This is a genomic window from Fluoribacter dumoffii NY 23, from assembly GCF_000236165.1.
Classification (GTDB): domain Bacteria; phylum Pseudomonadota; class Gammaproteobacteria; order Legionellales; family Legionellaceae; genus Legionella; species Legionella dumoffii.
In genome coordinates this window covers 1588083-1606445 of the sequence record NZ_CM001373.1, presented here as the reverse complement: position 1 = coordinate 1606445, position 18363 = coordinate 1588083, and the positions used below count along the sequence as shown (strand labels likewise).

The window sequence follows — 18363 nt, the reverse complement described above, 5'->3', positions numbered from 1 at the left end:
ATGGTCAAATTATGTTGAGTAAAAATGAAATTCTTTTAAAGTTATCTGATTATCAAAATTCAGTAAAAAAGGTAGTGAATCAAATTGAGAGCCTTAGTATCCATATAGAAATCAATGAAGAAAACTTTTTTAATACCCAGGTTCCTTTTGATATTTTTTTTGAAAATAAAATAAAAGAAATTCTGGACCTATTCACCCAATTAAATGACATTAAAAAAGAACACTATAAATTGATCGACCAAGCCCGATTCAGACCTGCCAAAATAAAGACCGGGAACGTTAAAAATCAAATTACCCAACACGTGGATACTATTGAAAAACTTGAAGAAAACCTGGAAGAAAAGCTACAGGAGGTGCTCGATATTTACATGCAAAATCGATATTTGATATTCGCACGGAGCGAATATCCAGTCCGTATTCAAAATATAATCGGTACTCTGGAAAAAACTTTGATGTTTTTTAAAGAGCATACAGACAGGAAAAATTTTATAAAAAAATTGGCTGATATAGTAAGTGACGGCAAGCTCGCACAAAGCTTTTGTAGACAAAATGGCTTGCAATTACAGGTAATTGATAGCTTATCCCAGGAAATTGTGCATTTAAAAGAAGATAACGCATCGCTTACACAACAGCTCCAAAAAGCTTTAGGCGAGAAGGAAAAATCAACCCAGGATGAGGGAAAAGGACTGACTTTTTTTACCAAACTCTCTTAATATTAAACAAGGGAGTTCTTGGAGTGTTTTGATGTAGAAATTGGGAATGAACTTTATCAATTGATTAAAAAGAAGCAGCGACCCCTGTGTTCTAAAGAAGAGGATCGCTTTTAGGATTTTGCTGAAAGATTAATGTTTATCAAAGCTCAAAGCATTCTCTAATCCTTCTCCAAGTTTTGCTAGATCCAAACCGGTTTCAGCGGATCCGTGCGAGGGGGCACTAGAAGCTAAAGAGGAAAATAAACTTGAAAACTGAGCGATTAAGTCACTCTGAAGAAAAAGCACACGAACTTAGGGCTTGTTTACAGGTTTTATAAAGAAAAAATATGCTACTGTTGAATGCAGCAGCATATTCCTCGTTTCATCTTATCAGGAGTAAGATAATACAATATCCATAAACCTAACTTAAAAATCTGAAGTTAAATTCCGTTTCCACTTCAAAATCCTGAGGATAATTTTCCCTCACTCTCATGTCGGCGGTTGTTCCAAAAACGGTTATATAACATTCGCCGTCTATTTTTAAGTTACTTACCTGGTCAAATTTCGATTTGGGTAATTCATAAGCCAACCCAGCTTGTACACGAGATTGTGTGAAAGAGCACTTTTCAAAAAAATCCCCTGCATCCCAGGGGGAGACCAGTTCAGCTACGATTTGTGAAACTCCTTGGGTTGAGGCATGATTTGCAATCACTTTGACTAGCTGGGTGCCGATTTTTTTATATTTATCCGTTAGTGGGTGGTTATCGGAGCTATCTTTAAAAGCACGTCCTTTAATATTCCAGGGTGCAGTTAACAGATCATGAATATGATAAGAAATAGATTTATTCCCCCATAAAGTGTCTGAAAAATTCCCATGATTTCTCTTTGCTCCCAAAGCACATCCCTGAAGCTCACCGGAATTATCAAAGATTAGAAAACAGTCGAGTTGGTTGCGATTGGATAATAAATGGAATTTCATTCTCTCGAAGCATACTTCCCATGCATGAACCAAAGTCGAATCTTTAGTATCATATTTTTTTTTATAATCCTTAATTGTCTCTTCCCACACCTGAAAAATGTTTAATAAATTTTCTTTAGTATTTTTATATTCATTAGAAAGTAATATTTTTGCTTTCATCGCTGTCCTTATAAATAAATAATCAAGAGAAAGAGGTACTGTACCTACGCGCCAAAATAAATCCGAAAGCAGCATTTCTTTTTTCAATTACTCGAAAATAAATTTCTCCTTGGGATTATCCTGGATGGCAGCACATGGTACCTAGCCAGGAGGCGAGTGTCTATGTGTTTGAACAAAGGAAAACCGAAGCTCAGTGTACTAAGAACTAAAGGTTCCAGAGTAGTAGTTTTTAGAAAAAGGGAATAAATAAAGAGCATGTTGTCCCATGCACCTTTATTTATTGAAATCTAATTGAATCGAAATAAATAATAAATTAAGAAACAGCATAAAAACCTATATAAAAGGATCACTAAATATCTGTTTGGAAGGCACTCCTGCAAGAAAAATCCGAGTTTTGAGTTTATTGGTTATTTCTTTAGGGCCGCAAACATAAACCCGTGTATCCTGGGGATTATTAATGTGGGTTAATACTCTTCGATCAATTAATGCCTCAGGGTAACATCCCTGGCTTTTTACGACACAAGGATCGTAAATGAACGTATTGAATTGTGTTGATAAAGCGTCCAATTCTTCCTTACAATAAATATCCTCATCAGTAAGGCCTCCATGAACTAAGGTGATGCGTCCCTGATGGTTTTGATAAAGTGCGCTTTTGAGAATGGCAATAAGCGGGGCCAGGCCAGTTCCCGTTCCTGCCAATAAGATATTAAAATCCAAATGCTCGGGATTATGATAAAAACAATGTCCAAAAGGGCCCCTAAGCGTCACCTGAGGATTCTTTGCTGCATTATCCATCAGCCATTGTCCCATGACTCCTCCGGGATAAATTTTAATTTGTAGCTCAATAACACCTTCCTGGCTCGGTATGTTGGCTATTGAATAGCTCCGGATAGTTCCCTCAGGATTAATCAAACTCAGGTATTGCCCTGGAATCCAGGGGGTTGGATCTTCCACCCCAAGTTTCACTTGTACTACATTGTGGTTAAGTGGTTTCAATTCGAGTATTTGTGCTTTAACCTCGCATTCAGCACTCTCAGGGGCAACGACCTGCAGTGCTGTTTCGGGTTTTGCCAGACAGGCTAGAAAGTATCCTTGGGATTTCAACGTTTCGGGTAATCCTTCTTGCCAGGATGGATGAACCACGCCATCTTTAGCCTTTATCAAACAAGATTGGCAAATACCCGCCTGACATGAATTGGGATAATTCACCCCATGACGCAGAAGACACTGTAATACATTTTCCCGAGGCTCCAGAGGATAAGATTGATTATTAAAGTCTATGATGCTCATGGGCGCCCCAATACTTCATCACGAACACTGTTGGCGATAGCTGCCACTTGTTTAATATCTTGTTCTGCTGCTCCTAATTCCCTGAGGGTTGCCCCCAAATGCTCAATAACAATATCGACATGCGTATCATTTAATCCGCGTTGAATAAGATGGGCATGTCCTTCGCGCATGCTTTTGCCACTGTAGTGGTTAGGACCCCCGAACACCATGGTTAAAAATCCCTTTTGCTTCAAAATTTGTTGATCCATATCGATGTCATCAAAAAAATGGCTCACACGCTCATCCATCAACATTTTACGATAAAAAATATCAACAGCAGCATTTACTGCATTTTGACCCCCTAAACGCACAAATAATGATTCAGACATGGTATACTCCTTAAAGATGTATTTGCAATACATCTTATAAAAAGAAATAATCAGAGTCAACTGACAATTGGGAATTAATGATGCAACTGACGCAATTTACAGATTATTCATTACGTGCCTTGATTTATATCGCTTTGAGGAAGGATTCTTGTACGATCAAGGATATTACCGAGGCTTATGGAATATCAAACAATCACATGATTAAAATCATTCATAATTTAGCCAAGTTGGGATTGATTAAAACCATCCGTGGTAAGAATGGTGGGATTTTAATGGCAGCCGAACCTGAAACCATTAATTTAGGTCAATTAATTGCGCAACTGGAACCGCATTTTGACTTGGTACCTTGTTTTAATAGGGAAAAAGCCAACTGCTGTATTGCTCCTGTATGTAAATTAAAAGGGATCTTGCATGAAGCTCAATCTGCGTTTATGGAAGTTTTAGGACGCTATAGTTTGGCTACCGTGTTGCACAATCAACATGAGTTGTCTGTTTTTCTGAACATTAAGCGATGAAAAGCCAGATCTGGAATGAACCTTGGCATCATGCAATTTTTTGCGCGAGCAAAAGAGCAAACAAGCCAGCTAAGGGGCGTCCGAGTTCATCTTTTTTATGCAAATGGCCTACCATTTCTTTATATTCCAGGATTGACCAGCCACTGTCCTGGTATACATGGTAGAGCTCCTCTTTTTGCGGCATAAAGGTGAAGAATTCTGGCAGTGAATAAAGTTCTGATTGAATGGGAAATACCAAAAAATGATAACCCTTTTTCCGGGTTGATTTTTGGAGTTCCGAGAGCAATTCAGGGACTCGATGGGCATTTAAAAATTGCAAGGTGACTGTCGAAATCATTAAATCATAACTTTCCGGCTCAAGATTCAGGGGGCGGTTTAAATCACGCAATACTGTATTGACCCCCGATACATTTTCTTTCTGGACAATATCTTCAAGGGTCGCCAAAGCCGCTGGATTGTGATCTATGCCGGTGACCTGATGCCCCATTTTGGCCAAATACAATAAATTTCTTCCAGAGCCACAGCCTGCATCAAGAATCGATGAGGGGGGCAAGTGACGTAAATAAGTCTCATAGACATAGACTAAATCACCATGTGCCGCCCCTAAACCGTATTTTTTATTAAAATAGCGGTGGGGCATACAATAAAACTCAAGATTTGCCTTAAATGGTTCGCGGACAGGAATTATTTTATGCCACGCAGCAGGCGGAATCATTAATTGGGGATGTTCTTCGTTGATTTGAGTGCGCGATAGTTCCTGCCCCTGACCATTTAGGAATACAAAATCGATTGCTCCTTCAAGCAGGGTAAGCTGCCCCCATGTTCCTTCCTTGGTACTATGTTTTTCAAGGAAAAATTTCAATTTTCCATGGCTTTCAACCTCTATGTGTTTATAACACATTAACTCACTGTATTCTGCTATCATGATGCACCCTTGTCTCTGGTTTATTAACAATTAGCTTATGGGTTGCTGCTTTTATTCTCTGTAAGCTCGGATTCCAGTTTGGTCAAAAGAGTACGTTCGCTTGCCAATTTATCCGCTAGCTCATGGTTTACATCCCGGTGCTCTTCCTCATCAAGGCGTACAGCTAATAGGACCTCCCGCAAACGTGCATCAGAAGCTAACCCCCAATAGATTTTAGCAATATCCGGGGCAGGGCTATTTTCAATGCGTCCCTCATCCAGCTCCTGTAAATAATGCGTATAGCTAATCACTGCTTCCTCTTCAAGATAGCCGACAAAGCGATGGGCTGTTTTAGAAGAGAGCACATACATCACTAAATATAAAACTACGAAAAGCGCTTGTGCAACGAAAATAATGAATCGTTCAAACCAATTAGGTTTGGCAATATACATAAAAGTAATTAAATGCATCCGTTCGTTTTCTGCTTCTTCCAGCAAAGTTTTAATCCAGCCCTCATCATTTTTTATTTTTCTCAAGCAGCGTAAATGCAGAAGTGCAGCGCCAACCATGCCGGGGACCGCAGCAACTGTTTCAAGGACTATTGCCCGATTTCCATATCGCTTTTGAAAAAAAGTATCAGCAAAAAACCGAAAAAATTTCACCAGACCATAGGCAATTTTGTCACTGATTGTTTTAGCAGGTTTATGGATTGCCGACATGATTTTCTCCTTTATGAGATGGTATACAAAATTATTATAATAAAGATGTATTTAAAATACAACTTTAAAAAAACGAACTATCTTGTTGTTTTTTCCTGTGGAATCGTAACGAGTCAGTTTCCGCACGTATTGCCTTGCAGCACTATAAATACGACCCTTTAGAGGATTGGGCTGAATTTACCTGGAGTTGTTGCACATCAAGCTCATCCCGCCAGATGAGCTTGATGCAGATTAGGGTTTAAAGGTTCTTTTTGATAAAACATCCAAACTGTGCAGATCTTTTGTTCTTGTGCTAGCGGCTGCTGCAAAGTCAGAACCAATTCCAAATTCATCTCGAGACAAGATTTTTTGTTGGGTAGTATCATAAACAGGTAATACCCAAAATGGATCATCAAAAGCACGAATCTTGGCTCCAAGTAATTTTGCCAATTTTTTCCCAAAGGCGTCGCTAATGACATCAGAACAGGTATATAACCATATTTCAGTGGATGGGTCCCAGGCTTTTTTGAGTTTTGCCAACAAGGTTTTTGTGGCCGCATTTTTACTTATTTTTGTTATAAGCGCGGAATCTAATCCGGCTGATTTTATATCATTTCCGAGATTTGCCTGCCATTTTCCCGTAGTGGTTAAAATACCTTCAAATCCTATATTCCCACTTTGAGCATATAAAAAGAGATTAAGCCTTACGACTTTTGATGGATAAGATGTCCCAAAGCCCGCAACTTTTGGTGCAAAATAGGTGACGGTATTGATTAAATCTTCTAATGAAGTCTCAACTTGGCCATAAGGTTTCGTGGCCTGGTTGTTCGCACTTGTCGCAGCAGGGCTAATGGCATCAAAATCTTCCTCGGAAGGAAGCCATTTATTATTACCTAAACCCTGGACTTCATCTGCTTCACTGGCCCAGGGTTTGGGAAACTTGCCATAGCAGGCCAGTTCAAAACTAATCACAGCTCTAGTAGTACTTGTAGAGCCGCTACCACCACCTTTGTCAGAGTAGCTGGCAGGAATAATAGAAGCACCAGATTCTCCCAAGCTTCCCCAGTTCATTTTGGCTAATACATCATCTGCCCGACTATTACCATTAAATAAATTGCGTAAATCATCAGGTACCCCAGGCATTGTATCGCCTGTTCCGGTTGAGCTGCCATTACCAGAGCCATTAAGGGATGAACCATTAACCTCTGAACCATTAATTCCTGAGCCTGAAGAACCAGAGGGTACTCTTGGAGAACGCTTATCCATATCTGTAGCGGTGTTCAATAAGGCTCCACCTTCGGAAATATTTTTGGTTGCGCCTGCATTTGCTGAGGGTAGCCCCATTGCAGCCAAAGCCAGTTGGGCAGCAATTTTTTTCTCTTCGATGTCTTTTTGAGCTGCGACAGCCAAATTAGCTGCTGCTTGTTTTCCTGCTTCAATGCCTGCACTGGTTGAATTACTGCCTAAAGCTTCAGCTAATGCAGCAGTAGATGCAAGTCCAGCCATATCGCGAAACATATTGCCATTTTGCACGGCATTTAAAATGGCTCCAACTCCTGTAGGATCAGGCAGGGCTGTGGGATTCATAATATTTAAAACAGGAGCTCCCAGTTGTCCAGGGGTAACATCCACCGGTTGAGTGCGGGATTCCATTTGAATTGCCGCAATTTCAGGCGGTTGTAGCGGAATAGGGGAATCTTGCCAGTTCCAGAAGCGAGTCGCATCCAGACGTTCTGCGCAATTAGAACGACCTAATACTGCTTCAGCAAAGACTCCGCCCGTTGGAATAGGGATAAGCTGTTCGACTGCGGAATTGGCGCCTAATATTAAGCCGCGATCCTTTAGCCAGCCCTGCCATTTTTTATGGGCCTCATCTTCTGTGTCTGATTCCGTATTTTCAATTCCTACTGCGGCCACAAAGCTTGGCATACGAAATACTAAATAATTGCTTGCGACCATCACCGGATTGGGATCAATTAAATCTCCTATGGGCTTTCCCTCAAAGGTATATGCTGATAAAAGCAAAGCAATTTGTGAAGGATCCAATGCCCGCCAAATCGCTTTACTATAGTGCAACCGGTTTTGCTCAAGATGCATTTTCAACTCGGTCTCATCACTTTGGTCGACTAAAAAGCGGCACAGTTGTACTTCTACTGCATTAGGGCTAATTTCCACGGGTAAACTAATAGGAAATTTGGCGCTGTTATAACTTAACTGTAGGGTTAATCTTCCTGTTAGGTAGCTTGTATTTGCTGAGGTAATCCTAATCGCAGCTAACTCTTGAATTGGGATTGAATCGTTAGAAACCCAATTAATCGGGCTAATGCTGTTTAATTTAATTATATTGCCTGATTGCAAATCTACATTAACTGCGGTTATGGAAATGGAGGAACGATTTTGGGCAATAAGATCCAGCGTTACTCCATAAAAAATGGTATCTCCAGGTAAGGATACATTGTTTGTTCCAGGTTTGGCGATACCTGTCAGGAGGATACGAGAAGCCCTTACCAGTTCATCATTTACCCAATAAGGTTCGTTAGCTAAGGGAGGAATGGGCTGGGTTGTAGGTTCTGCTGCCGGTGGAGGCGTATTCCCCCCCTCTTCAGCCGTATTTGTTGCGTTAGTAGCGGCGCGCATGGCAATGTTCAGTGAGGCGGCGCGATCGATTGCAACTACCTGATCAAACACAGAGCGTCTTGGACGAAGAGGTAGGGCCGGTTGAATAATTACAGAACCAAAATCCCGGGTTAATAATTCTTTTGCCCGTTGGCTAAGTGCTGCATTAGCGAGAACTCCCTGATAACGTTTTATAGTTTCCTCATCAAATTGAATCAATTTCATTGGAACAAAAAGACAGCGTTCTACCTGTTGCAATTGTACATTTACCCGATAAATTTCAATGACTTCATAATATTGGATCGTTAATGCATGCATGTGGTTGTAATTCGCAATAATTCGGGTAGATACGGATTGATGTTCCTCTTCCGAAACTTCTTTCACTATGGAGGCTCGACGATCGCGTACAGAGGAAGCAGCCTGCTGGGTTGCATCAGCAACACGTTGATTCATGGTTGCCGCAAGATTGCGTGTACCTGAGGAGGTTGAAAAGCTTTCGGCATTAGAACTTGAATTAGCAGAGGAGCCGCTACCTCCAAGGGTTAAAGGACCTATGCTTAATCCCAACCCACCTCCGCCTGCAGAAGTAGTTGAACTGCCGCTCGTTTTGGAAAAGCCGCTTTGAACTTCTGAGGCTACGGCATCCTGGACTTCACTAATTGCACGATTATGGGTGGTAGTATTAGTTAAATTTTCTGACTCAGAGATTGCTTCTTGTCCAGATGCCTTAACTTGCCGCGACCAGTCCATGACCGCAATACGAGTACTTTCACCGGGTGCCAGGGCAACACTATGTAATAGATTACCCAAAGTTACCCCTTGAGCAAACCATGATTGGGCAAAGGTCAACATAGCACCGACAGCAGGTGCCTTAAAACCAAAATCTGCGGCAACAGTGGGGGATATATCAATGGGACCGGCAGTAGTTAAATCAGTTGTTTCCTGAGGGGTAACCTGGTCAATAACTACGGAGCGATAATAATGCCGCTCGGTTGGATATTCGCCTAAGCGGGGCACTAACTCGCTTCCCTTTTCCTCTTCCTGCTGGTTTAAATCCGGAACTCCAACACTCAATATAAGTTGAGCGGCACAAAAGGGAGGCCAGCGTCCTAAATCACCAACGGTTTCAACTTGCAAGTTATTTTTTAATTCATTGGCAAGGGTATTATTAATATCCCTAAAGACATCAATTTCGGCTCCAACTAAAGCGGCAGGAGTTTGCGGGGCGTCGGCGTCTATGAAACTTGATGAAATTCTCCCTGAGCGGGCAACGATGGAATTTCCTTCCCCATTTGCAGCTGAGGCAATATCCTGAGCAATCTGGAATATAGGGCAAGTTGCTAAATCGTAAACTGTTTTAATGCCCAACTTCTTTAAGGTTTGTTCGGTTTGGTCTGAAATACCCAGCAAGGAAGAGACAGGTTGACTTAAAGCGTGCAAAGCATCCATTTTGGTAAATTGGAATTTTAATCCATCTCGGTATCCCATTTTGAACTCCATTTCAAATGTGATATCTAAAAAGTATACACCATTTAATAAGGCGTGTACAAATTTTGTGCAAATAATTTTGCAGGGGATTCTTTTTAAAAGAGGGAAACTATGCTGTTCTCTCTGTAAGCCATTACAATTAAAAAATCAAAAAAATATTTTTTTTAATATTCTCCAAGCCCTTACCATCGATTTAAACCTATGTTGCCCTGGGGTGGGATTTACAGTTTGTTTTTCTCTGTCTATGATATTTGTACGTAAATCAAAAATAAATCATTATGTCACCACGCGGCGGAAAAAGAGAAGGGGCGGGGCGTCCCCGGAGCGAGCCCACCAAAGCAGTTCGTCTACCGGTGTCCCAGCTTGTTGAATTGGAGCGTTTAAAGAATCGTGCGGATTACAAGCTGCCGGTATTTGCGAGTAAAATTCAGGCGGGTTTTCCATCACCTGCCGATGATTATATTGAGGGTTACCTCGATTTAAATAGCAAATTCATTAAACACCCTTCCTCTACCTTTGTTTTACAGGCTACCGGGGATTCCATGATAGATGCAGGTATTTTTTCAGGTGACTGGCTTTTAGTGGACAGGAGTCTGGAACCTGCTGATGGACGAATTGTTATTGCGGCAGTCAATGGTGAGCTCACGGTAAAGCGTCTTTCAAAGAAAGGGGGGAGGGTGCAATTACTTCCTGCCAATCCCAAATTTAAACCCATTGAGATTACCGAGGAGAATGAAATGGTGATTTGGGGCGTAGTGACTTTAGTACTTCATGAGCTCCCCTAGCATGTTTGCCCTTATTGATTGCAATAATTTTTATGCCAGCTGCGAACGCTTGTTCCGTCCTGATTTAAAGGATATGCCTATTGTGGTGTTATCCAATAATGATGGATGTTGTATTGCGCGTTCGAATGAGGCTAAAGCATTGGGTATTGCAATGGGTGAGCCTTATTTTAAAATTAAAGAGTTGTGCAAACAGCATGGAGTACAAGCTTTTTCCTCGAATTACACTCTTTATGGCAACATTAGCCATCGGGTAATGTGCACCATCGAGGAAAGTTGGCCGCATGTGGAGGTTTATTCAATTGATGAAGCATTCCTTGATTTAAGTAGTTTACCACCTGATTGCCATGATTCTTTTTGCCAGCAATTACAGAAAAAAATTTTAAAAAATATAGGGATACCAACCTCCATAGGCATTGGCCCTACTAAAACCTTGGCTAAAGTGGCTAATCATCTATGTAAAAAGGTTTACAAAACTCCAGTATTTAACATTACTTCAAATCGTGAACAGTTGTTGCAGCAAATTGCAGTCGGGGATGTATGGGGGATAGGGCGGCAATGGGAAAAGAAATTGATCGCTCGCGGCATTCATACTGCCTATGATTTGGCAACAACCAATACCCACCTTTTAAAGAGAACTTTTAATGTGGTATTGATGCGTACTGCAATGGAGCTTCAAGGAATTGCCTGCGGAGAATTGGAGGAAATAGAGCCAAAGCAAAGTATTATGTCATCCAAAAGCTTTGGGCAGATGCAAATACAACTCTCGTCGATTGCAGAGTCAGTCAGCAGTCATTGTGCGCGTGCAGTGGAGAAAATGCGTCGCCAACACCTGGTGGCGCAACGCATGTTTGTCTTTGTACATACCAATCGGTTTCGTGAGGATTTGGCCCAACATTTTCAATCCATGGAGTTTCATTTTATTAATCCAACAGATGATTTGCGGTTAATTACCAAGATTGCAAAGCGGTGTCTGCAACGAATTTTTAAACCCGGTTATTATTATAAAAAAGCAGGGGTGTGTCTTGAGGATTTGATTCCTAAAGATCCAAGGCAATTGGACTTGTTCCATCAGCCGAGTGAGGGACAACTCCAGCAAACGGAACAGTTAATGAGTGTTTTTGAACAAATCAACCAAAAATACGGGCGAAGCACCATCCGTTTGGCAGCAGAAGGGTATTCCAAGCCCTGGGCCATGCGGGCCGAACTTAAATCACCAGCTTATACCACACGCTGGAGTGAGGTCCCACGAGTAAAGTTATACTAAATTCCTGTTAATTTCTTTTGAGTAAATATTTTTTCATAGATAAGAAATCAATGGAGTGTTTATGGACAAAAAAATTTTTATTTTTACTTGGCAATTGGATTGTAACGGGTGCTATTGTAAGGGACCCTAAAAATAAAAGGAGGTACGCTCAATGAGAAAAAATAATAAAGTCCATACCCTATTTTACTTGTTAACGTTAATTCTTGTTTCATCGATTAGCTGGGCCAAGTCAGGTATTGTAGTGTTTCAAAGTGATTTTGGGATAAAGGATGGGGCGGTCAGTGAAGTAAAAGGAGTGATGTATACCGTTGATCGTGGACTTATCGTTTCCGATTTGACCCACGAAATACCTGCTTATAATATTTGGGAGGCCTCTTATCGCCTTTATCAAACCGCCCCCTATTGGCCTGAACACACTGTATTTGTAAGTGTGGTTGATCCCGGTGTTGGAACCAAACGCCGCTCAGTGGTTGCCCTCACGAATAAAGGCCAATATTTTGTAACTCCAGATAATGGCACCTTGACCCTCATTGATGATTTTTTTGGGATCAAAGAAGTTAGGGAAATAGATGAAACCAGGAACCGTTTAAAAGGATCAACGGCTTCACATACCTTTTTTGGCAGGGATGTGTATGGTTATACTGCAGCAAAATTGGCTTCCGGCAAAATTTCGTTTTCAGAAGTTGGTCCTGTGTTGAAAGCACCTGTGATAAAACTTCCTTATCAAAAACCTGTCATTGAAAATAACAAATTACGGGGAACAATCGTAATTCTTGATGCCCAATACGGAAACGTTTGGACCAATATTGATAAAAAATTACTGGAGGAATATGGCTTTAAAATTAATGAACGTTATAAAGTGACAATATCTCATAATAAAATTGAAAAATACTCCGATACGCTAACTTATCAAAAAACGTTCAACGAAATTCCAAAGGGTTCAAACTTACTTTATTTAAACAGTTTGTTGAATTTGGCAATTGCAAAAAATCAGGGGGACTTCGCTAAATCGTATCACATCGGTTCAGGTCCGGATTGGGTAATCACGATTAGCAAAGAGCCAAATAAATAGCTGCTAGGAATAAGTCTTTTTCCATTTAGAAGAGATGTTTTATTTAGAGTCCTCTGGAATGTATTTGGGATTTCTTCTAAATGGAAAAGGATAAAACCCTCTGTAAATCAGGCTCGATTTTGTTCTCTTGTTTGACATCAAACTGTTTAATATTTATACTGCTCTGATGTTTTGATATAAAAGTCCTTTCCACTTAATGATTCATTCCTTTTGCAATAATCTTGCGAAACTACTCAAATCGTCCGGTAAAAAAGCATTTTTGCTAGGCATCGGGGCAACGTTAATGTCAAAAAGTCTATTTGCAGATGTCAGTTATCCGCAAGAACGGTTAGAACTTGAGAATTTTTATAAAGCAACCCATGGTTCAAATTGGATTAGGCAAGATAATTGGCTTTCTGACTCCATTCCGTATTGTGATTGGCATGGAGTAATTTGTGATAACAATGGACATGTAACGGAACTTCAACTTTATGACAATGGATTAGAAGGCTCACTGCCAGATACTTTATGTAATTTAACGGAGCTAAAAACCCTCTATTTAAGTTTTAACCACATCGGAGGACCTATTCCTGCGACAATTGGCCAATGCAAAAAACTTGAAAATATTTGGCTTAAATCCAATCAGATCAACGGGAAGATTCCTGAGAGTATTGGTGAGGTTGAGAACTTGAAATGGCTTGATTTGCATGTCAATAAATTATCGGGAGGGATTCCGACATCTGTTGGAAATTTACACCAACTTGAAATATTACGCCTTGATGATAATGAATTAAGCGGCGCTCTTCCTGAGTCTCTTTATATGCTTCAGAATTTAAAAGAACTCTATTTATTTAACAACGCCCTATCCGGTGCCATCCATTCTAAAATAAGCGATTTAAAGCAATTGGAACATATTTATCTGGGACATAACCACTTCACCGGGGCTCTGCCGGCTACAATTACCCAACTCGATTCCCTTAAAACATTGCGTCTGGAGCATAATCAGTTCACTGGCATCCTTCCTGGTGACATTGGCCACATCGCTAACTTGCAAGTACTACGGCTAGATCATAATCAATTCACGGGCAAGATTCCTGAGAGCTTGTTAAATCGGGAACATGAACTTCAAGTAATCGATTATTCAAATAATAATTTTGAGTAATTTTTCTGCCTGGAAATAAAAGAAAAATGGAATGGCTGATTGAAAGCCCTGCCAACCGCACGCCGATATTTTTTAAAAATACCGGTAAGCAGGTGGATTTTCTGATCTGGGCTTGAAGACCTCGGTGTTTTTGTATTGGGTCATGACTGTAGGGCGGGGCGCCTATCATTGCCGCGCAATGGAAAACCTTAATGGATTTTCAATAAACCCGTATCTATATTAAGGTGAGTTAATTTAAGTCTATGGAAAGCAATGAAGAATCAGATGCATCAGCATATATTACATCAGCATCATACTTCAGCTGCAAATATCCTTTCCAAATTTTTGGCCCATTTTTCTTGAAAGTTTTTCTTATATTTTTTGAGAATTAGGCTTTTTTTGCCTATCTTTTCTTAAGGGATTCATGAAAGGAGAATAAAATGACTCAAGGAGATAAATCCAAATACACAGACAAACAAAAAAGAAAAGCCGAACATATAGAAGAAGGGTATGAAAAAAAAGGTGTTTCCAAGGAGGAGGCGGAACGGCGTGCATGGGCAACTGTAAATAAACAGGATGGTGGTGGTAAGAAGCCTGGTGGTTCCGGCAGAAAGAAGACGTAATGGCCTTTTCTTTTAAGTATTACTTGAAGGTTTTAAGATTCATCAACATAAATTGAGATTAGGGAAGATTATGAAAAAGATAATTATGGGTGTCTTACTTCTAGGTTCTTGTGTTTGCTTCGCTACAGAACCTACTGATATGAAATCTAATTGGATTTGTACTACTAATGCCAGCAGTGCCGATAACTACAAAGATAGGGTTGCGGACGACAAAATGGCGCATACTCCAGGCTCTGCAGAAAAATCTTTTGCTTTTGCTGCTAAAAACTGTCGGGACTGTACCAAAATTACTTGTGAATTAAGCAAATAAAAAGAAACACTTACATTTATTTTTTTGGTAATCAATAAAGGAGAGTAAAATGAATAAGGATATATTTGAAGGAAAATGGGAAGAAATCAAAGGTAAAATGAAACAAACCTGGGGTAAGTTAACCGATGATGATTTTAAAGTTATCGAAGGAAACCATCAGGAAATTTTTGGAAAACTCCAAAAACATTACGGTTATTCAAAAGATGAAGCTGAAAGAGTCGTTAAAGACTTCACTACAAAACACTAAATAATGAATTTTTAATTAAAAGCTTGTCAAGTAAAGACGAATCAAGGAGCTGGAAGATGTGGTCCAGCTTCTTTTAAAAAGCTTGGAAAGTTTCATAACCTCTTACTGTCTAAACCAGATTATTGAAATGAACCATTCAACCGGAACGAAACAGAAGAGTTTGGGTTAGAATCAATCTATCAAAGCAAATTTTATCGTCTTTTGAGTGCCTTAAGGAGGAGACATGAAAAAACTAATTTTAGGGTTTTGCTTGCTCGGATCGTCATCTTTATTTGCTGCTAACACCATCAATGTGACAGTAACTACAAATGATCAAAATGCCGCGGGGATAGGTTATGCAGTCAATGGTAAAAAAATAGGAGGTTCTGGTAAAACTTACACAGGGAAGGGCCCTGTTAATAGCGTCTATTCGTTTGGTTATAGAAAAAATTCACCTAACGGAAAAGATGTTTCTTGTGGTTCGCATCGATTGAAAAAAGATAGCTATGTCTTTTTAATTGCAAAAGGAAATAAATGTCGAAGCATTGTAAAACGCTAATTGAAAGCCTGCGGAAATTATAAATTTTATAACACATATAAAAAGGTAGGGCTGAAAAGCCCTACCTTTTTAACTATCCCATAATTGTAAAGTCTTTATAAGGAAAGTTTATTTTCTTCTTTAGCACATCGCATGCCATAACATGCACCGATACAACTGGATACTCCTCCCAGGAAAAATAAAATAAAAAGTATCCAACCACTCCACATTAAATGTTTGGGATTAGCATTCAACATTTTTTGAGGCGTGGGATTTTGTTGCGAAGTTACAGAAACATTCACATCAGCTGTAGAAATCTGAGTGGGAGCTAAATTAGGGTCTAAATTTTCCTGGTAAAATGAAACATAATGAGTCAATGGCATAATCAATAAAGCACTCAACATTAATGCCAAACTCCAGGTAATAAACCCATACAATACTCCACCATGGCAATAGCAATGATAGAAACGCCCCAAATAGCCGGCAACAAATCCGGCGACCCCCATGGAAGCAATAACACCTATTAATAAACCTAATACGCCGCCGATGGAAACAGTAAGCGCATTATCAGCTGATGAGGTATAAGCACTCAATCCGATTGCCATACTAAAGATATTGAGTAAAAACCCCAATCCTACACCCACAAAAGCCCCTGCAATAATTGCAGGCCAATGAACACTGGTTAACGTAGTTTTAAAGCATTTTTGATTGTCCATAATATAGGTATCCTTATATTAAATGTGAGAAATCAACCAGATTAATAATAATATACTCACTGGAACACCCAACAACCATGCAATGATGTATCCCATGATTTTTCTCCATAAAAGTTAAATGCTACTAATTCTCCCTGAATTTCTATTTTCCCTATGATTATAGAATAAAAATTATACTAGGGAGGGTAAGTAAAGGAGGGCGTTCTTTTATTAGCTATAACGGAGTATCCCTCCTAGGAGTCTTGGGCTATCATATCCATGTTCATTATGAAGCGTGGATAAACATGAGCGGTGATAAAAAATTAAATATCAAGGCAACCGGGATTATTGCCCTTGCTGTTATGTGCAGCAGGGTATTGGGACTAATTCGCGAGGTTTTATTTAATGCCTTGTTTGGCAGCGCTTCTATGGGAATTTTTCTTATTGCTTTCCGGGCACCAAACCTTTTGAGGGATTTGTTTGCAGAGGGGGCGCTCTCCATTTCTTTCATTACTGTTTTTTCTAAAAAAATGGAAACTGAAGGAGAGCATTCCGCATGGGAGCTGGCGGCAAAAATGCTTACATTGACCAGTATTTTTATGAGTATTTTATGCCTCCTTGGAATTTTTTTTGCCAAATACATCATTTTTATTTTAGCGCCTGGGTTTTCAGCAAAGGATGCTGAAACAACAGTGTTCCTCACGCAATTGATGTTTCCTTTCATTTTACTCGTATCTCTTGCTGCTATTGTAATGGGGATGTTGAACTCTAAAAATGTTTTTGGCATGCCCGCTTTAGCTTCCAGTTTTTTTAATGTTGGCTCTATTCTTGGCGGTGCTCTGTGCGGGTGGTTTATTGACCCCACTTTTGGAGAGAAGGCACTCATCGGTTTAGCAATTGGAACGGTGATAGGGGGGCTTTTACAACTGGGAGTACAACTTCCCAGCCTAAGAAAGGTTGGTTTTCACTTTAAACCTAATTTTCAATGGTTTGATTCGGGTGTCCGGAACACTTTAATTTTAACTATTCCAGCGGTGATCGCCGCAAGTGCAGTGCAAATAAATGTACTCATTAACTCAGGATTTGCCTCCTATCTTGGGAAAGAGGCAGTGACATGGCTTAACAGCGCTTTCAGGCTTATGCAATTCCCATTAGGGGTCTTGGGAGTAGCTATTGCGACTATTACCTTACCCGTTGTATCCCGGCTTGCCGCAACAAATAATCATTCTCAATTTGGATATACCCTGGCACGTGCGCTTCGCCTCTCCGTGTTTTTGACCATGCCAGCTGCTGTGGGGCTGTGGTTCTTCGCTCACCCCATCATAAATTTCATTTATGAACATGGAAAATTCCATGCCGCGGATTCATTACAAACTGCTTATGCATTGCAATATTACGCTTTGGGGCTTGTAGCCTATTCCTCCATTAAGGTACTTTCGCCTGCCTTTTACGCCATTGATAAGAAATGGACTCCCATGATTGTCAGTTTTGCAACCATCATCTTAAACATATTTTCGAATTATTTCTTAATTTTCAAGTTGAATATGGGGCATTGCGGACTCGCATTATCTACAACAATTTCTGCCACGGTAAATTTTTTAATACTGTATGTCATCATGGCTCGTTTGCATAATTTACAAAATATGTATTTTTTCAGTACCGTGTTTCGTTGTGCCCTTGCCTCAGCAACATTAGGGTTAGTGTGTCAGTGTATCTCTATTTATGGAACAAATTTCCTCTATCATCCTTCATTCTGGATACGAGGATTTTCTCTCCTCATTTCAATATCCTGTGCTGTCTTGACGTATCTGATTATGTGCGGACTTCTGAAACTGGAGGAGGTAAAGGGTATATTGATGATGATTCGCCAGCGCTTAGTTCTCTCTGGGTTAAAGTCAAAACAGATATAAACAGGTAATTCAAACAAGAAGAAATCTAAGACGGTAGAAGTCAACGCGAAATAATACCTGAAACGCCACCGACATTCTGCTTATTTATAATTTTTTATCTGCTTTCTTGAT

18 protein-coding genes are annotated in these 18363 nt (G+C 40.0%); 11 read left to right on the top strand and 7 right to left on the bottom strand.

Going from position 1 to position 18363, the window contains the following annotated elements; all coding sequences use genetic code 11:
- Nucleotides 1-11: 11 nt before the first annotated feature.
- Nucleotides 12-713, top strand: coding sequence for a hypothetical protein (locus tag KYQ_RS07255; protein WP_010653224.1), 702 nt, complete (start codon nt 12-14; stop codon nt 711-713).
- 400 nt (nt 714-1113) lie between these two features.
- Here KYQ_RS07255 and KYQ_RS07250 read toward each other — a convergent pair whose 3' ends face one another.
- From KYQ_RS07250 to KYQ_RS07240, 3 genes are all read right to left on the bottom strand, one after another.
- Nucleotides 1114-1830: a GNAT family protein gene (locus tag KYQ_RS07250; protein ID WP_155808113.1), complete on the bottom strand. Its 717-nt coding sequence runs from the start codon at nt 1828-1830 to the stop codon at nt 1114-1116.
- 333 nt (nt 1831-2163) lie between these two features.
- Nucleotides 2164-3120, bottom strand: a complete 957-nt coding sequence (locus KYQ_RS07245; protein WP_010653226.1) for an FAD-binding oxidoreductase — start codon at nt 3118-3120, stop codon at nt 2164-2166.
- Complete coding sequence (locus tag KYQ_RS07240) at nt 3117-3488, bottom strand: group I truncated hemoglobin (protein WP_010653227.1); 372 nt, start codon at nt 3486-3488, stop codon at nt 3117-3119. The genes KYQ_RS07245 and KYQ_RS07240 overlap by 4 nt, the downstream gene beginning before the upstream one ends.
- An 80-nt stretch (nt 3489-3568) precedes the next feature.
- On the opposite strand from KYQ_RS07240, the gene KYQ_RS07235 reads away from it, so the two are divergent.
- Nucleotides 3569-4003 (top strand): Rrf2 family transcriptional regulator, encoded by a 435-nt coding sequence (locus KYQ_RS07235; protein WP_010653228.1) that lies wholly within the window; start codon nt 3569-3571, stop codon nt 4001-4003.
- A gap of 28 nt (nt 4004-4031) precedes the next feature.
- On the opposite strand, the gene tehB is transcribed toward KYQ_RS07235, so the two are convergent.
- The 3 genes from tehB to KYQ_RS07220 all read right to left on the bottom strand — a co-directional run bounded on the left by tehB (nt 4032) and on the right by KYQ_RS07220 (nt 9709).
- Nucleotides 4032-4928, bottom strand: a complete 897-nt coding sequence (gene tehB, locus KYQ_RS07230; protein ID WP_010653229.1) for an SAM-dependent methyltransferase TehB — start codon at nt 4926-4928, stop codon at nt 4032-4034.
- 35 nt (nt 4929-4963) lie between these two features.
- Nucleotides 4964-5626, bottom strand: coding sequence for an alternative oxidase (locus KYQ_RS07225; protein WP_010653230.1), 663 nt, complete (start codon nt 5624-5626; stop codon nt 4964-4966).
- Nucleotides 5627-5857: 231 nt separating this feature from the next.
- Nucleotides 5858-9709 (bottom strand): DNA polymerase Y subunit UmuC family protein, encoded by a 3852-nt coding sequence (locus tag KYQ_RS07220; RefSeq protein WP_010653231.1) that lies wholly within the window; start codon nt 9707-9709, stop codon nt 5858-5860.
- Between the two features lie 278 nt (nt 9710-9987).
- Here KYQ_RS07220 and KYQ_RS07215 point away from each other — a divergent pair, with 278 nt between their 5' ends.
- The 8 genes from KYQ_RS07215 (at nt 9988) to KYQ_RS07170 (ending at nt 15668) form a co-directional block, all read left to right on the top strand.
- Entirely contained in the window at nt 9988-10494 is a 507-nt protein-coding gene (locus KYQ_RS07215) for a LexA family protein (RefSeq protein WP_010653232.1), read from the top strand.
- Nucleotides 10481-11758, top strand: a complete 1278-nt coding sequence (locus KYQ_RS07210; protein ID WP_010653233.1) for a Y-family DNA polymerase — start codon at nt 10481-10483, stop codon at nt 11756-11758. Before KYQ_RS07215 ends, KYQ_RS07210 begins: the two co-directional genes overlap by 14 nt.
- Before the next feature lie 151 nt (nt 11759-11909).
- On the top strand, nt 11910-12830 hold the full coding sequence (locus KYQ_RS07205; protein WP_010653234.1) for an SAM hydrolase/SAM-dependent halogenase family protein: 921 nt from the start codon (nt 11910-11912) through the stop codon (nt 12828-12830).
- A 283-nt stretch (nt 12831-13113) separates the two neighbouring features.
- Nucleotides 13114-13971 carry a leucine-rich repeat domain-containing protein gene (locus KYQ_RS07200; RefSeq protein WP_010653235.1) on the top strand — a complete coding sequence of 286 codons (858 nt, stop codon included), beginning with the start codon at nt 13114-13116 and terminating at the stop codon, nt 13969-13971.
- Nucleotides 13972-14390: 419 nt separating this feature from the next.
- Nucleotides 14391-14573 (top strand): hypothetical protein, encoded by a 183-nt coding sequence (locus KYQ_RS07185; protein WP_010653236.1) that lies wholly within the window; start codon nt 14391-14393, stop codon nt 14571-14573.
- Nucleotides 14574-14643: 70 nt separating this feature from the next.
- Nucleotides 14644-14883 (top strand): hypothetical protein, encoded by a 240-nt coding sequence (locus KYQ_RS07180; RefSeq protein ID WP_010653237.1) that lies wholly within the window; start codon nt 14644-14646, stop codon nt 14881-14883.
- 49 nt (nt 14884-14932) lie between these two features.
- Complete coding sequence (locus tag KYQ_RS07175) at nt 14933-15130, top strand: CsbD family protein (RefSeq protein WP_010653238.1); 198 nt, start codon at nt 14933-14935, stop codon at nt 15128-15130.
- Between the two features lie 223 nt (nt 15131-15353).
- Entirely contained in the window at nt 15354-15668 is a 315-nt protein-coding gene (locus KYQ_RS07170) for a hypothetical protein (RefSeq protein ID WP_010653239.1), read from the top strand.
- A 95-nt stretch (nt 15669-15763) separates the two neighbouring features.
- On the opposite strand, the gene KYQ_RS07165 is transcribed toward KYQ_RS07170, so the two are convergent.
- The gene (locus KYQ_RS07165; protein WP_010653240.1) at nt 15764-16363 is read right to left on the bottom strand and encodes a hypothetical protein; all 600 of its coding nucleotides are present in this window, start codon (nt 16361-16363) and stop codon (nt 15764-15766) included.
- Between the two features lie 284 nt (nt 16364-16647).
- On the opposite strand from KYQ_RS07165, the gene murJ reads away from it, so the two are divergent.
- The gene (gene murJ, locus KYQ_RS07160; RefSeq protein ID WP_010653241.1) at nt 16648-18252 is read left to right on the top strand and encodes a murein biosynthesis integral membrane protein MurJ; all 1605 of its coding nucleotides are present in this window, start codon (nt 16648-16650) and stop codon (nt 18250-18252) included.
- Nucleotides 18253-18363 lie beyond the last annotated feature (111 nt).

Bases quoted from the DNA above. Each gene is read 5' to 3' on its own strand.
- KYQ_RS07255 (WP_010653224.1), top strand. From the start codon at position 12: ATGTTGAGTAAAAATGAAATTCTTTTAAAGTTATCTGATTATCAAAAT.
- KYQ_RS07250 (WP_155808113.1), bottom strand. From the start codon at position 1,830: ATGAAAGCAAAAATATTACTTTCTAATGAATATAAAAATACTAAAGAA.
- KYQ_RS07245 (WP_010653226.1), bottom strand. From the start codon at position 3,120: ATGAGCATCATAGACTTTAATAATCAATCTTATCCTCTGGAGCCTCGG.
- KYQ_RS07240 (WP_010653227.1), bottom strand. From the start codon at position 3,488: ATGTCTGAATCATTATTTGTGCGTTTAGGGGGTCAAAATGCAGTAAAT.
- KYQ_RS07235 (WP_010653228.1), top strand. From the start codon at position 3,569: ATGCAACTGACGCAATTTACAGATTATTCATTACGTGCCTTGATTTAT.
- tehB (WP_010653229.1), bottom strand. From the start codon at position 4,928: ATGATAGCAGAATACAGTGAGTTAATGTGTTATAAACACATAGAGGTT.
- KYQ_RS07225 (WP_010653230.1), bottom strand. From the start codon at position 5,626: ATGTCGGCAATCCATAAACCTGCTAAAACAATCAGTGACAAAATTGCC.
- KYQ_RS07220 (WP_010653231.1), bottom strand. From the start codon at position 9,709: ATGGGATACCGAGATGGATTAAAATTCCAATTTACCAAAATGGATGCT.
- KYQ_RS07215 (WP_010653232.1), top strand. From the start codon at position 9,988: ATGTCACCACGCGGCGGAAAAAGAGAAGGGGCGGGGCGTCCCCGGAGC.
- KYQ_RS07210 (WP_010653233.1), top strand. From the start codon at position 10,481: ATGAGCTCCCCTAGCATGTTTGCCCTTATTGATTGCAATAATTTTTAT.
- KYQ_RS07205 (WP_010653234.1), top strand. From the start codon at position 11,910: ATGAGAAAAAATAATAAAGTCCATACCCTATTTTACTTGTTAACGTTA.
- KYQ_RS07200 (WP_010653235.1), top strand. From the start codon at position 13,114: ATGTCAAAAAGTCTATTTGCAGATGTCAGTTATCCGCAAGAACGGTTA.
- KYQ_RS07185 (WP_010653236.1), top strand. From the start codon at position 14,391: ATGACTCAAGGAGATAAATCCAAATACACAGACAAACAAAAAAGAAAA.
- KYQ_RS07180 (WP_010653237.1), top strand. From the start codon at position 14,644: ATGAAAAAGATAATTATGGGTGTCTTACTTCTAGGTTCTTGTGTTTGC.
- KYQ_RS07175 (WP_010653238.1), top strand. From the start codon at position 14,933: ATGAATAAGGATATATTTGAAGGAAAATGGGAAGAAATCAAAGGTAAA.
- KYQ_RS07170 (WP_010653239.1), top strand. From the start codon at position 15,354: ATGAAAAAACTAATTTTAGGGTTTTGCTTGCTCGGATCGTCATCTTTA.
- KYQ_RS07165 (WP_010653240.1), bottom strand. From the start codon at position 16,363: ATGGACAATCAAAAATGCTTTAAAACTACGTTAACCAGTGTTCATTGG.
- murJ (WP_010653241.1), top strand. From the start codon at position 16,648: ATGAGCGGTGATAAAAAATTAAATATCAAGGCAACCGGGATTATTGCC.